Origin of the sequence: Methylobacterium tardum (assembly GCF_023546765.1) — a bacterium.
In the GTDB taxonomy this organism is placed as follows: domain Bacteria; phylum Pseudomonadota; class Alphaproteobacteria; order Rhizobiales; family Beijerinckiaceae; genus Methylobacterium; species Methylobacterium tardum.
In genome coordinates this window covers 2,292,899-2,306,499 of sequence record NZ_CP097484.1, presented here as the reverse complement: position 1 = coordinate 2,306,499, position 13,601 = coordinate 2,292,899, and the positions used below count along the sequence as shown (strand labels likewise).

Sequence of the window (13,601 nt, the reverse complement as noted above, 5' to 3'; positions counted from 1 at the left end):
CGCCTCAGCCCGGCGGGATGCGCCCCACCGAGCAGAGGGTCCGCATCGTGCTGCTGCCCGGGTCGGTGTAGCAGGAGGCCGACCAACCGTTCTGCTGGATGAACGACTTGCGCCGCTCCGCCAGCGAGGTCCGGTAGGCGTTGGTGATGATCGGCTCGACGGTGGCGGCGGACTCGCCGATCAGGATCTCCGAGGCCACCGACAGATCGCGGAAGAAGGTCGCCGAGGGGGCGGGCTCGGCGGAGGTCGCCTGCACGATCGGCTCGGCCCGGCAGGTGACGTCGAACTTGATCGGCCCGGCCATGCGGATGTCGATGCTCGGGCCGGCGCGCTTGCCCACCTTGCCGCCGATCGCGCCGGCGATCTGGCGGGTGAGATCGTCGCAGCTGTCGGCCCGGGCGGCCTCCGCCAGGAGGGGCAGGGCCGCGCAGGCGGCGAGGAGAAGGCGCGGAACGGCGAAGCTCGACATCCCCGCACTCTACGCGCGGCGCGGGGCCTGTCGAGGGGCGGGTCTCAGTGGAAATCCCGGCTTCGATACACGCGCCGGTCCGGGGGCACGCCGAAATCCGTGGTCTCGGGCGGCAGCTTCAGGCCGGCCTCGCGCAGGTCGCGGAGCGATGCGGTGAGGTCGCGAAACCCCTCTGCCACGAGGTGGACCACCCCGTCCGCCCGCTGGATCCGGCCGCGCACGGCGAGGAACCGGGCCTGCATGGCGGCCCGGCGGTTGGCCTCGAACACCGCCTTCCAGACGATCACGTTGGCGATGCCGGTCTCATCCTCCAGGGTCAGGAAGACCACGCCCTTGGCGGTGCCCGGCCGCTGACGGATCAGCACGAGACCCGCCACCGTGACCCGCGCCCCCTGGGGCAGGGCCGGATCGAGATGGGCCCGGGCCGGGATCGCGCCGATCCGGGCGAGGCGCCCCCGGAAGAACGCGACCGGGTGCCCCTGCAGGGACAGGCCGGTGGCGGCGTAATCCTCGGCCACCGCCTCGGACGGGGCCAGGGACGGCAGCTCCACCGCCGGCTCGTGCCGGAACAGGCCGTCATCGGCGTGCCAAGCGAAGAGCGGCAGGGGCGCGTCCAGCAGATGAGCCCGGCGCGCGCTGCCATCGGCCTTCGCGGCCTTGCGGGCCGAGGTCCCTTCCAGGGTGCGGACCATCCACAGGGCGGCGCGCCGGTCGAGGCCGAGCGAGCGGAACGCATCGGCCTCGGCCAGGCGCTCCAGGGTGTTGCGGGGCAGGGCGAGGGCGGCCTGAAGGCCCTCGATGCTGGCATAGCCGTTGGCCCGCAGCCGCACGAGCCGGCGCATCGCGGCCTCGGGCAGGCCGCGCACCACGCGCAGGCCGATCCGCACGGCGTGCAGCGCGGGATTCCCGGCCGGCTCCAGGGTGCAGTCCCAGTCGCTGGCGTTGACGCAGACGCCCCGCACCTCGACCCCGTGGGCCCGGGCGTCGCGCACCAGCTGGGCCGGCTGGTAGAAGCCCATCGGCTGGGCGTTGAGGATCGCGGCCAGGAAGACGTCGGGGTGCCGGCACTTCATCCAGGCCGAGGCGTAGACGAGCAGCGCGAAGCTCGCCGCGTGGCTCTCCGGGAAGCCGTAGGTCGAGAAGCCGCGGATCTGGGCGAAGCAGCGCTCGGCGAAGTCCGTCGGGTAGCCCCGGCGGGTCATGCCGCCGACGAACTTCTCCGCGAAGCCGCCGATCGAGCCGACATGGCGGAAGGTCGCCATCGCCCGGCGCAGGCCATCGGCCTCGGCCGGGGTGAAGCCCGCCGCCGTGATGGCGATCTGCATGGCGTGCTCCTGGAACAGCGGCACCCCGTAGGTCTTCTGCAGGACCTCCTTCAGCTCGTCCGCCGGGCCGTGCTCCGGATGCGGCGCGGGGTACTCGACCGGGTCGATCCCGGAGCGGCGGCGCAGGTAGGGATGGACCATGTCACCCTGGATCGGGCCGGGACGCACGATCGCCACCTGCACCACGAGGTCGTAGAACTCCTTGGGCTTGAGGCGCGGCAGCATCGACATCTGTGCCCGGCTCTCGACCTGGAACACGCCGACGGAATCGGCCTTCGCCAGCATCGCGTAGGTCTCGGGATCGTCCTGCGGCAGGTCGGCCAGGGTCGCGTAGAAGGTGCCGTGATCCTTCTCCAAAAAATCGAGGCCGCGCTTGAGGCAGGTCAGCATGCCGAGCGCCAGCACGTCGACCTTCATCAGGCCGATCGCGTCGATGTCGTCCTTGTCCCACTCGATGAAGGTGCGGTCCGCCATGGCGCCGTTGCCCACCGGCACGGTCTCGTCGAGGCGCCCGCGGGTCAGCACGAAGCCGCCGACATGCTGCGACAGGTGGCGGGGGAAGCCGATCAGCTGGTGGGCGAGGTCGAGCGCCTGCCGGATCGCGGGGTTCTCCGGGTCGAGGCCGGCCTCGCGGACGTGCTGGTCCGGCATGCCGGTGCCCCAGGAACCCCAGACCGTGTCGGCGATCGCCGCGGTCACGTCCTCGGTCAGGCCCAGGACCTTGCCGACCTCGCGGATCGCCATGCGCGGGCGATAGTGGATCACCGTGGCGCAGAGGGCGGCGCGCTCGCGGCCGTAGCGGGCGTAGAGGTGCTGGATCACCTCCTCGCGGCGCTCGTGCTCGAAATCGACGTCGATGTCGGGGGGCTCGCCGCGATTCTCCGAGATGAAGCGGGCGAAGAGCAGTCGGTGCTTCGACGGGTCCACCGCGGTGATGCCGAGGCAGAAGCACACGGCGGAATTGGCCGCCGAGCCCCGGCCCTGGCAGAGGATGCCCTGTCCGCGGGCGAACTCGACCACGTCGAACAGGGTCAGGAAGTAGCGGGCGTAGTTCATCGTCGCGATGAGCCGCAGCTCGTCGCGCAGCGTCTTCGCGACGGGATCCGGGATGTCGCCGGCATAGCGCCAGCGCGCCCGCTCCCAGGTCTTCTCCTCCAGATATTCCTGCGGCGTGCGCCCGGGGGGCACGGGCTCTTCCGGATACTCGTAATGCAGCTGCGACAGGCTGAAGTCGCAGGCCTCGGCGATCTCGACGGTGCGGGCGAGCGCTTCAGGATAATCGGCGAACAGCCGCGCCATCTCGGCGGCGGGCTTGAGGTGGCGCTCGGCATTGGCCTCCAGGCGGTAGCCGGCGTCCTCGATCCGGCAGCCTTCGCGGATGCAGGTGACCACGTCCTGCAACGGGCGCCTTTCGGGATGGTGGTAGAGCGCGTCCGAAACCGCGACCATCGGGGCGCCCGAGGCCGCGCCGAGCTCCGCGAGCAGCCCCAGGCGCCGCCGCTCGTCGCCGCGCCGCGTGTGGCTCGCTCCGAGAAAGGTCCGGCCCGGCGCCGCGGCGGCGAGCGCCTCCAGCCGCGCCCGAAAACCCTCCGGCAGGCGCCGCGCCGGGGGCATGGCGATGAACATCTGCCCCTCGGCAGCCTCCAGCAACTCGGCGAAGGAGAAGCGGCAGTCGCCCTTGCGGACACGGCGGTTGCCGAGCGTGAGCAGCCGGCACAGGCGCCCCCAGGCCGCCCGGTCCATCGGGTAGGTGACGGCCTCGAACCCCTCCTCGGTGACGAGGCGCACCCCCGGCAGGACCCGGATCTTCGGGCCCTCCGCTTCGAGCGCCCGCGCTGCCGCGTGCGCCCGCACAACGCCAGCCACGGTGTTGCGGTCGGCGATGCCGATAGCCCTGAGGCCGTAGGAAGCCGCCTGCACCACGAATTCCTGCGGGTGCGCGGCGCCGTGCAGGAAGGAGAAGTTCGTGGTGACGGCGAGTTCGGCGTAGGGGACGTTTTCCGAGCCGCTCACGCGAACAGCCCGTGGACGTACCACGCGGCCGGTCGGTCGGGCGCGTGCGGGCCGTCGCGGTAGAGCCAGAGCCGGTGCCCGGCCTCGCACTCGATGCGGTAATAGTCGCGGTCTTTTCCAGGCTCGCGCCACCATTCGGCGGCGATCCGCTCCGGCCCCTCGGCATGGGTGACCTGGTGGATCTGCGCGCGCCAGCGAAAGCGCCTGGGCGGCCCCTCCGGGACGGTCGAGAGCACGTCGCAGGCGGCCTCGCCCCGGGGGAACAGCACCAGGGGGCGAGGTGGGAGGTGGTCGGGCCAGGGGGAGGGGATAGCAGGCGCCTTCCCTGCCACCTCTGCGCAGCGATGTTCACCCATCTCGGTCGGGCGCCGACCTTGGTGAAGGAGCGCGACCGGCCCCCTCTCCCGTGCGGGAGAGGGTTGGGGTGAGGGACGAGAAGGCACAGAACGGCGCACGCCATCACCGCACTGAGAGGGTGCGCCTTTTCCGGACCGTTCTCGATCCGGACCCTGTCCCTCTCCCCCACGGGAGAGGGGACCTGTGAGCGATCCTGACGCCGCCCTGCCGGCCCCGATGTCGGAATCCACCAGTCCCGCGGCGGCAGAGGGGGAAGGAGACGCGCCCGTGGCCGGCCGACGCCTTGATCGGCCGACGATCCGTGCCCCTCTCCGGCAACCCAGACGCGGCCCCGGTCGGCCCGCTCCGGCAGATGGCTCGCCCGAGGCTCGAGCCGGAGCAGCGCCCGCCCGAGACGCTGTGCCAGGGCGTCGGCCAGGTAGCCGACCCCGTCGCCCGCGGCTTCCGCATCGAATTCCGTCTGACGGGCCGACATGGCCCCCGTCACCGTCACGGCGAGCGCCACGGTCTCGAAGCCGAAGCCGGCATCGAGGGCGGAGCCCAGCCGGTCGAGGCGCAGGGAAACGAGGGCGGCGACCCGCTCAGGATCGCGCTCGGGTCGGGACAGGCCGAGATCGAGGGCGCGCACCGCGCCGTCGACCCGGTGCAGGGCGAGGCGCAGGGCGCAGGCGCCGAGGCCGTCCCGTTCCAGCCGGGGGGCGATCTCGGCCATCAGGTCCCGGGCGGTCCGGACGATGTCCGATTGACGGCCGATCGGGTCGAGGAAGCCGCGGGCGGCGGCGTAAGCGGCGGCGTCCGACAGGGGCGCCAGCGGCTCAGGACGGCGCGCCAGGGCCTGGTCGAGGCGCAGCAGCAGGGTCTCGCCGAAGCGGCGGGCGAGGGGGCCGCGAGGCAGGGCGTCGAGCGCGCCGACCCGGCGCAGGCCGAGCCGCCGGAGGCCCGCGGCCATGTCGGGATCGAGGCGCAGGGCCTCCACGGGCAGGTCCCGCAGGGCCTCGGCAGCGCCGCCCGGCGGAACGACGATCCGGTCGGCCTCGCCATGGCGGGCCAGCGCGAAGGCGGCACCGGGCGTGTCGGCCAGGGCGATCCGCGCCGGGATGTTCCCCCGCGCGAGCCGGGCGGCCAGATCCGCGACGAGGTTCGCCTCGCCGCCGCGCAGGTGGCTCGCCCCGGCGACGTCGATGTAGAGCCCGTCCGCCGCCTCGGCCGGCCCGAACGGCGCCACCTGGGGCGCGTAGGCCGACGCCCAGCGGCAGAGCCGGAGCAGGGACTCCCGATCGGCGGCCGGGTCGGCAGGGTGAATCTGGAGCGGCACGCCGATCCGCGCCCGGACCCGGCCGAGGGGCTCGCCGGGGTTCAGGCCCAGGGCGCGGGCCTCCGGATCGAGGGCCACGAGCCGCAGGCCGCCAGGGCCCTCGGCCGCCACCGCAAGCGGGCCGCGCTCAGGCGCGAGACCGGCCCGTCGCAGCCGCGTCACCGGCCAGTGGCTCAGGCAGATGCAGACGATGCGCGGCATGGTCCCACTCCAGAAGCCAGTCGCCGCCGCGCCCGTTGCGGCAGCGTTCGAGCCGCGCCCGCCAGCGCGGCCGGTCGAGGGTGCCGAACCGGTCCCGCGCCGCGGGTGCCGCGGCGATCCGCCAGCGGGTTGCGGCCCCGTTGGGCAGCCCGGCGGGTGCCGGCCGCAGGATCAACAGGAGGGGCGGCGCGGATCCTTCTGCGGCGAGTTGCAGGCGCCGGCCCGGCTTCAGCGGCATCCCGTCCCGCAGGAGGCCGATCAGGGCCGTGAGCGCCCGCGCGTGCAGGGCCGCCTCCAGGGCGCGGAACACCTCGGCATCGCTGCCGGCCTCCAGAAGCAGCAGACGGCCAGGGTCGAGGCCGAGGCCGGCCAGGCCGTGCCCGTAGGGCAGGGGCTGGCCGGGCGCGGCGGCGATCAGCGCCTCGCCCGGCTCCAGGGCGAGATGGCGAGCGCAGAGCGCCAGGGCGAAGCCCAGGGCCGCGATCGCGTCCGCGGGCTCGGCCGGCGCGATCTCGTGGGGCGGCCCGAGGACGAGGCCGCCGCCGGGCAGGTGCGTATCGAGGGCGGGCAGGCCCAGGGGCAGGACCGGTCGTCGGTCCCGGCCGTCGACCGGCGGTGCGAGGCGCGCCCGCAGGGCTGCCAGCCGCTCTCGGGACTCGCTGCGCGCGGGCTGCCGCTCGGCTTCGTCCGCAGGGTCCAGCCCCATCTCCGTCGGCTCCGATCATGCTGGACGATAGGAACATAACAGGAACACAAACAAACCGTTTCCGGGCGGCCGCGGAATTGCGCACCGCCGCAGGGGCTTGGCCTGTGGATGGCTGTGGACGTGTGTGGAATCACCGCGACGAGCGGTTTCGACGGCCACGGTTGACCCCAACCGTGGCGCGAGACCAATAGGCGGCCGCCGCGTGCTTGACGCGGTCGATATGGACCGCGCATGCGCCCAGCCCTCGCCCTGATGATCCTGCTCACCCTGTCGGGGGCAGCACTCGGCCAGCAGCCGGATCCGCCGGGGGCCGCAGGCCCGGACCCGGCCGCCGCCGCGCGGTCGCGCCCGGCCCGGCCGAAGGTGCGGCGCCCGCAGGTCCCCAGCCAGCCGATCATGGTCTACGACGCGCGGATCGAGGCCGGTGACCTGCGCATCTCCGGCTCGGTGCGCAAGCCGGGCGCGATCGTGGTGATGGACGACGACATCTCGATTCAGGCCGACCGGCGCGGACGCTTCACCTTCCGGCTGCCCTACCGGCCGTCGACCTGCGTGGTGACGCTGAAATCCGATCCGGACGAGCGGGAGGCCGCCATCGCGAACTGCGCCCCCGAGGGTCCTCCGGGACCGCCCGGCCCTCAGGGCGCCGCGGGGCCGCCCGGCGAGACCGGCCCCAAAGGGGATCAGGGTCCGAAGGGCGATCAAGGACCCAAGGGTGAGACGGGGCCTCAGGGCGAGACCGGCGCGAAGGGAGATGCCGGTTCTCAGGGTCCGGTCGGTCCGCAGGGCGCACCGGGTCCGAAGGGTGAGCCGGGGACCCCGGGCCTCCAGGGGCCCCCGGGTTCCAGGGGCCAAGCCGGACCGCAGGGTGGGCCGGGCCCGAAGGGCGAAGCCGCGGCCTCCACGCTGCGGCCGGTGCGCAAGCCCGACTGCGCGGGCGGCTGCATGATCACCTGCGAGGCCGGTGAGGCGCTCGTCACCGCCCATTGCCTCAAGGCCGGCACGCCGGTCTACGACGGAGAGGGCGCCAGCTGCCCGGCCGAGGCTTCGGGGATCGTCGGCTTCTGTACGCGGCCCTGAGACGAGGCCTCAGCCGCCGGTGTCGCGCAGCCAGTCGCACATCCCGGCGGCGGCCGCGCGGCCGCCCGCGAAGGCGCCCTGGAGCAGGTAGCCGCCGGTCGGGGCCTCCCAGTCGAGCATCTCGCCGGCCAGGAACAGGCCGGGATGGTCGCGCAGCATGGACCGCCCGTCGAGGGCGTCGAGCCGGACCCCGCCCGCCGTCGAGATCGCCCGCTCGATCGGCGCGGAGGCGGTGAGTGTGAGCGGCGCGGCCTTGATCAGCCCGGCGAGCGCCCCGGGATCCGCCGGAAGGGCGGCGCCGGCCGCCTCGCGCAGCAGCCCCGCCGCGACGGGGGCGAGGCCCGCGGCCTTGCGCAGCCGGGTCGCGGCCGAGTCCCCCGGCCGAGCGCCGGACAGGCGGCGGGCGAGGGCCTCCTGGGTCAGGTCCGGGCGGAGATCCACGACGAGCCGCGCGCTGCCTCCGGCCGCGATCGCCTCGCGCAGGGGGCGCGAGAGCGCGTAGATGGCCCCGCCCTCGAGGCCGGCTTCCGTGACCACGGCCTCGCCCCGCACCGCGGCGCCGTCGCAGGCCAGCGCGACCCGCTTCAGCGGCGTGCCCGAAAAGCGCTCCCGGAACAGGTCGGACCACGCCACCGCGAACCCGGCATTGGCCGGGCGCAGGGGCGCCACCGCCACGCCGAGCCCTTCGAGGAGCGGCACCCAGCGTCCGTCAGAGCCGAGCCGCGGCCAGCTCGCCCCGCCGAGCGCCAGGAGAGTCGCCCGCGGCCGGATCGCCAGGGGACCATCCGGCGTCTCGAACTGAAGCGCCTCGGCGATCCCCGTGAGACGGTGGCGGGTGCGGATCCGGACGCCGAGGCGGTCGAGACGCGCCAGCCACGCCCGCAGCAGCGGCGAGGCCTTGAAGCTCTGCGGGAAGACGCGCCCGCTCGACCCGACGAAGGTCGGCTCGCCGAGTTCCGCGCACCAAGCCCGCAACGCCTCGGGCGGGAAGGCCGCGATGGCGGCGTCCAGGGCGCCGGCCGGATGATAGCGCGCGAGGAAATCGGCCCGCGGCTCGCTGTGGGTGAGGTTGAGGCCGCCCCGGCCGGCGATCAGCAGCTTGCGGGCCACGGAGGGCATACGCTCGTAGACCGTGACCGCGCGGCCGGCCTGCGCCAGCACCTCGGCCGCCGCCAGACCGGCGGGACCGCCACCCACGATGGCGATGTCTGTCGTGTAATCCGGCATCCGACCGGAGAGCGGCAGGCCGTGGGTCCCTGTCAAGGCGGATGGTCCGAAACGGCAGGCCCGCGCGTCACGATGTCGGGCCGCGGGATCTGCCCCGGACGAACCGCCTCCTGTGTCCGGTCCGTCCCGGCCGGGAGGAGCCGTGCGCTGCGCGCTCGGCAGGTTCCTCAACGATGCGATGGGAACTCAGGCGCCCCGCAGATACGTTCTTCTCCGCTCTCCAGCTTGCGTAGATCGGTTATTCCCTCGATCGAGGGCCCATCGACGCATCCCTTCTCGCTTGCCGCCCAGCATCGCCCTCCGCCCCGGATGGCGGGCCGGGTCTGCGGCCCGGACTGAGGTAGACACACGTGGGCAGCCCCATCGCCGTCCCCGGGATCCCCGCGCAGCCGGCTGCCCCCGCCCCGCAGGACCGCCTCAGCCACAGCGAGATCCGCGCGATCGTCTTCGGGCTGATGACCGCGATGCTGCTCGCGGCCCTCGACCAGACGATCGTGGCGACCGCGATGCCGACCATCGGGCTCGATCTCGGCGACGCCGCGAACCTCCCCTGGATCGTCACCGCCTACCTGCTGGCCTCCACGGCGGTGACCCCGCTCTACGGCAAGCTCAGCGACATCCACGGCCGGCGGATCATGCTGCTGATCGCCATCACGACCTTCGTGATCGGGTCGGTCGCCTGCGCCCTCGCCCCCACGATGGTGACTCTGGCGCTCGCCCGAGGCCTCCAGGGCATCGGCGGCGGCGGGCTGATCGCGCTATCGCAGACGATCCTCGCCGACATCATGTCGCCCAAGGAGCGGGCGCGCTACCAAGTGGTGATCGCGGGGGTGTTCGTGATGGCCTCGGTGGCGGGGCCGCTGCTCGGGGGCTTCTTCGCCCAGCACCTGCACTGGTCGCTGATCTTCTGGATCAATCTGCCGATCGGCGTCCTCGCCTTCGCGCTGACAAACGCCAACCTGAAGCGCCTGCCGCGTCACGACCGCCAGCACCGGCTCGACTGGCCCGGGGCCGCCCTGATGGTCGCGGGCTCGATCGCCCTGCTGCTGGCCCTGAGCTGGGGCGGCGTGCGCTATCCCTGGACCTCCGCACCTGTCCTCGGTCTCCTCGTCCTGGCGGCTTTTCTGGGCGCCGGCTTCGCGGCGCGGCTCGCCACGGCGGCCGAGCCGCTGATCCCCACGGAGGTGCTCAGGAATCAAGTGGTCTACAGCGCGACGCTCGCCGCCTGCTTCGCCATGGGCACGTTCATCGGGCTCACGATCTACGTGCCGATCTTCCTCGAAGGGGTGATCGGATTGTCGGCGAGCGAGTCCGGCGTGGCGCTCGTGCCGCTGATGGTCGGCACCGTCACGGGCGCAACCCTGTCGGGCCGGTCGATGATCTATTTCCGGCACTACAAGCGCGTGCCGCTGGCGATGATGAGCGTCAGCCTCGCCTGCTGCGCGGTCATCGCGTGGCAGGGGCGGGCGCTGCCCTTCTGGCTGATGGAGCTGCTGTTCGCGCTGCTCTCCATGGGGATCGGGACGATCCTGCCGCTCTCCACCATCGCGATCCAGAACGCGGTGGCGCGGCACCAACTCGGGATCGCCACCGCCTCCATGAACTTCTTCCGGTCCCTCGGCGGGGCGCTGATCGTGGCGGCCTTCGGCACGATCGTGCTCGGCGGCGCCGCGGATGGCGCAGGCGGGCACGACGTGGAGAGCCTGATCCGCGGCGCCGACCCGGCGCAGCTCGCCCTGACCTTCCGGTTCGTGTTCCTGGCCGCCTGCCTGGGACTCCTGCTGGCCTTCACGTTCCTGTCGCTCATGGAAGAGCGCCCCCTCGGCGGGCGCAGCTCGCCGAGGATGGACGGTCGGGGGCCGGATAAGCCGGCCTGAGGGGTCACACCGGGCCTGCTCCGTCGCCGTGCTGGCCGCAGCTGCAGCCCGCCGCATGCGCGCCGCCGGGCCAGCGGGAGGCGCGGATTACGCTGCAGAAATTCCCCTTGCGGAAGCCCGGCTCCTTGTCGGCGATGACATCGGCCTTCACGTTGCCGAAGGTGGTGTCCGGCTTGTGCCGGATGCCGTCGTAGAAGGCCTGGATGATGTCCTCCTTGAAATCCGCCGTGCGGGGAAAGGCGGCGACGACCGCCTCCCGCTCGGCATCGGAATACTGGCTGTAGGTCAGCCCCAGCACATCCATCTCGACGCCGGCCGTGACCAGGGCGACCACCGGATGCATGTGAACCGGAATGCCGGGCGTGGTGTGGAGCGCGATGGCCGTCCAGACGGTGTAGACCTCCGCCTCGGGCACGCCGTGCGCCTTCAGGAAGTCGCGCGCGGCGTTGGCCCCATCGACCTCGAAGCGTTCCTCGGCACTGCTGTGCTCGGGCATCAGACCGAGATCGTGGAACATGGCGCCCGCGTAGAGCAGCTCGCGGTCGAAGGTCAGGCCGCGATGCGCGCCGGCGAGCGCGCCGAACTGATAGACGCGGCTCGAATGGTTGAAGAGCAGCTCGGTCTCGCTGTCGCGGACGAATTCGGTGATCGCCCGAGCGAGGGTGCTGTCGGGGATGGCGGCCTCGGAACGGATGCTCATGGAGGGATTCCTTTGCGCTGGCGGTCCCCATGAGCTACGTGGCCACCCTCGTGGCATCAATCGTCGTGTCACGACGATTTCTGCCAACCTGCCTGCATCCCCGGCCACGGAGTTCGCATGGAGCCCCGATCGATCGCCCTCCTCGCCCTGCCCGACGTCCAGCTCCTCGACGTGGCCGGTCCGCTGGACGTCTTCGCCGAGGCGAATGCGCAGAGCGGCCGCGCCGCCTACAGCCTGTCGCTCATCGGGACGGAGCGGGGCCCGATCACGACCTCGTCGGGCCGGCGCCTGATCGCCGACCTCGTGGCGCCCGCCGAGGCCGGCGCGGCCTTCGACACGCTCCTCGTCGCCGGCGCGCCCCGGATCCACGAGGCCGCCCTTGCGCCGGATCTCCTCGCCTGGCTCGCCGACGCGGCGGCACGGAGCCGGCGCTATGGCTCGGTCTGCAGCGGCGCCTTCCTGCTCGGGCAGGCCGGTCTCCTCGACGGGCGGCGGGTGACGACACACTGGGCCGTGGCGGAGATGCTGGCCGCGCGCTACCCCGGAGCGCGGATCGAGCCCGACGCGATCTGTCTGTTCGACGGGCCGCTCCGGACCGCGGCCGGCGTCACGGCGGGGCTCGACCTCGCCCTGGCGCTCGTGGAGGAGGATCTGGGTGTCGAGATCGCCCGCCGGGTGGCGGCTCAGCTCGTCATGTTCTTCAAGCGCGGCGGCGGCCAGATGCAGTTCAGCCGCCGCGGCGTCAGCGCGCCGAGCGGCCGCTCCGCCCTTCAGGAGGTACAGCGCTGGGTCGCCGCCCACCCGGCGGAGGACCACGGCGTCGAGCGGCTCGCCGCCAGGACCGGGATGAGCCCGCGCCATTTCGCGCGCGTGTTCCGCACCGAGACGGGCCTGACCCCGGCCGCCTATGTCGAGACCGTGCGGATCGAGGCGGTGCGCCGCCTCCTCGAGACCCGGGACATCGCTCTGAAGCAGGTCGCGGGCGCCTGCGGGTTCCGGGATGCCGACACGCTCCGGCGCGCCTTCACCCGGCGGGTCGGCACGAGTCCGGCCGAGTACCGGCGGCGGCACGCCCGCGGTTGACGCGCGCCGCGTTCCCGGCCCTCCGGACGCGATCGCCACCGGCGACGCGAAGGGCCGGGACCAGGCCGCCCGGGGGTCTGCCCTTGATTCGCCCGGTTCCCCCGCTTAACTCGCCCCTATCGGCTGCGGGCCCCTCTGGCGGGCGCTGTTTCAGCGCCCGTGATGTCGGAGCCGATGCTTTCCGTCCGGAATCAGCATCAGGTCCCGCATATGATGGATGTTCTCACCATCGAATGGCTCGGCAAGCCATTGTGGATGTGGCTCGGGTTCCACGTCCTGATCGCGTGCCTGCTCGCCTTCGACCTCGGGCTGCTGCATCGGGACAAGGAGCACGAGATCGGCGTCCGGGAGAGCTTGGCGCTCACCGGCTTCTATCTCACCCTCGGCCTCGCCTTCGGCGGCTGGGTCTGGTGGTATCTCGGGCCCCAGGCCGGCGAGGAATACGTCACCGGCCTCGTGGTCGAGAAGTCGCTGTCGATGGACAACGTCTTCGTCATCGCCATGATCCTGACGGCCCTGGGCATCCCCCGGGCCGCCCAGCACCGGGTCCTGCTGTGGGGCATCCTGGCGGCGGTGGTGCTGCGCGGCCTGATGATCGGGCTCGGCGCCGCCCTGGTGCATCAGGTTCACTGGGTGCTGTCGCTGTTTGCCGCCTTCCTGATCTACGCGGGCCTGAAGATCCTGCTCTCCGGCGACGAGGAGGAGGGCGACTTCCAGAACAGCGCCGTCGTGCGCTGGTTCAAGACCACATTCCGGGTCACGCCCGACCTGCACGGCCAGCGCTTCACCGTGCGCAAGACCGATTCGAAGACCGGCAAAGTCGCCCGATACTTCACCCCGCTGGCCCTGGCCCTGGTTCTGGTGAACGGCGCCGACGTGATCTTCGCGGTCGACAGCGTGCCGGCGATCTTCGCGATCACCACCGACACGTTCGTGGTCTACACCTCCAACATCTTCGCGATCCTGGGCCTGCGCGCCCTCTATTTCGCCCTCGCCGCGATGGTGGATCGGTTCGCCTATCTCAAGACCGCGCTGGCCTTCATCCTGATGTTCATCGGCGCCAAGATCGTGGTCGCCGACACGTTCGAGCTCGTGACCGTGCCGCCCTGGGTCTCGCTGGTCGTAACCCTGACGCTGCTGGCCGCGGGCGTCGCCTACAGCCTGTGGCGCACGCGGTCCGACGCGCACGCCCAGGTCGCCCCGGAACCCGGGCATCCGCACGAGGCCCGGGCCCACCGGGCCTGACGA

10 protein-coding genes and 1 pseudogene are annotated in these 13,601 nt (G+C 72.6%); 4 read left to right on the top strand and 7 right to left on the bottom strand.

Annotated elements, in window-relative coordinates:
• Positions 1–4: 4 nt before the first annotated feature.
• The 5 genes and pseudogenes from M6G65_RS10845 to M6G65_RS10830 all read right to left on the bottom strand — a co-directional run bounded on the left by M6G65_RS10845 (position 5) and on the right by M6G65_RS10830 (position 6,386).
• Positions 5–469, bottom strand: a complete 465-nt coding sequence (locus M6G65_RS10845; RefSeq protein ID WP_192708329.1) for a hypothetical protein — start codon at positions 467–469, stop codon at positions 5–7.
• Positions 470–513: 44 nt separating this feature from the next.
• A complete protein-coding gene (locus M6G65_RS10840; protein ID WP_238196679.1) occupies positions 514–3,807 on the bottom strand; it encodes an error-prone DNA polymerase in 3,294 nt (1,097 codons plus the stop codon).
• Positions 3,804–4,076: a DUF6504 family protein gene (locus tag M6G65_RS10835; protein ID WP_250103920.1), complete on the bottom strand. Its 273-nt coding sequence runs from the start codon at positions 4,074–4,076 to the stop codon at positions 3,804–3,806. Before M6G65_RS10835 ends, M6G65_RS10840 begins: the two co-directional genes overlap by 4 nt.
• Before the next feature lie 1,205 nt (positions 4,077–5,281).
• A pseudogene (locus tag M6G65_RS33720) lies at positions 5,282–5,680 on the bottom strand (Y-family DNA polymerase); the annotation flags it as partial.
• Positions 5,607–6,386 (bottom strand): ImuA family protein, encoded by a 780-nt coding sequence (locus M6G65_RS10830; protein ID WP_192708331.1) that lies wholly within the window; start codon positions 6,384–6,386, stop codon positions 5,607–5,609. The pseudogene M6G65_RS33720 and the gene M6G65_RS10830, both read right to left, overlap by 74 nt.
• Positions 6,387–6,617: 231 nt before the next feature.
• On the opposite strand from M6G65_RS10830, the gene M6G65_RS10825 reads away from it, so the two are divergent.
• Positions 6,618–7,466: a collagen-like protein gene (locus M6G65_RS10825; RefSeq protein ID WP_238196677.1), complete on the top strand. Its 849-nt coding sequence runs from the start codon at positions 6,618–6,620 to the stop codon at positions 7,464–7,466.
• A 9-nt stretch (positions 7,467–7,475) separates the two neighbouring features.
• Here the strand turns inward: M6G65_RS10825 and M6G65_RS10820 are convergent, their stop codons facing one another.
• Positions 7,476–8,693 (bottom strand): TIGR03862 family flavoprotein, encoded by a 1,218-nt coding sequence (locus M6G65_RS10820; RefSeq protein WP_238196733.1) that lies wholly within the window; start codon positions 8,691–8,693, stop codon positions 7,476–7,478.
• 350 nt (positions 8,694–9,043) lie between these two features.
• On the opposite strand from M6G65_RS10820, the gene M6G65_RS10815 reads away from it, so the two are divergent.
• Positions 9,044–10,570 (top strand): MDR family MFS transporter, encoded by a 1,527-nt coding sequence (locus tag M6G65_RS10815; protein WP_238196676.1) that lies wholly within the window; start codon positions 9,044–9,046, stop codon positions 10,568–10,570.
• A 4-nt stretch (positions 10,571–10,574) separates the two neighbouring features.
• On the opposite strand, the gene M6G65_RS10810 is transcribed toward M6G65_RS10815, so the two are convergent.
• On the bottom strand, positions 10,575–11,270 hold the full coding sequence (locus M6G65_RS10810; RefSeq protein ID WP_238196675.1) for an HD domain-containing protein: 696 nt from the start codon (positions 11,268–11,270) through the stop codon (positions 10,575–10,577).
• A gap of 117 nt (positions 11,271–11,387) precedes the next feature.
• Here M6G65_RS10810 and M6G65_RS10805 point away from each other — a divergent pair, with 117 nt between their 5' ends.
• Both M6G65_RS10805 and M6G65_RS10800 read left to right on the top strand, forming a co-directional pair.
• Complete coding sequence (locus M6G65_RS10805; protein ID WP_238196674.1) at positions 11,388–12,353, top strand: GlxA family transcriptional regulator; 966 nt, start codon at positions 11,388–11,390, stop codon at positions 12,351–12,353.
• 210 nt (positions 12,354–12,563) lie between these two features.
• On the top strand, positions 12,564–13,598 hold the full coding sequence (locus M6G65_RS10800) for a TerC family protein (RefSeq protein WP_238196673.1): 1,035 nt from the start codon (positions 12,564–12,566) through the stop codon (positions 13,596–13,598).
• Positions 13,599–13,601: the final 3 nt, after the last annotated feature.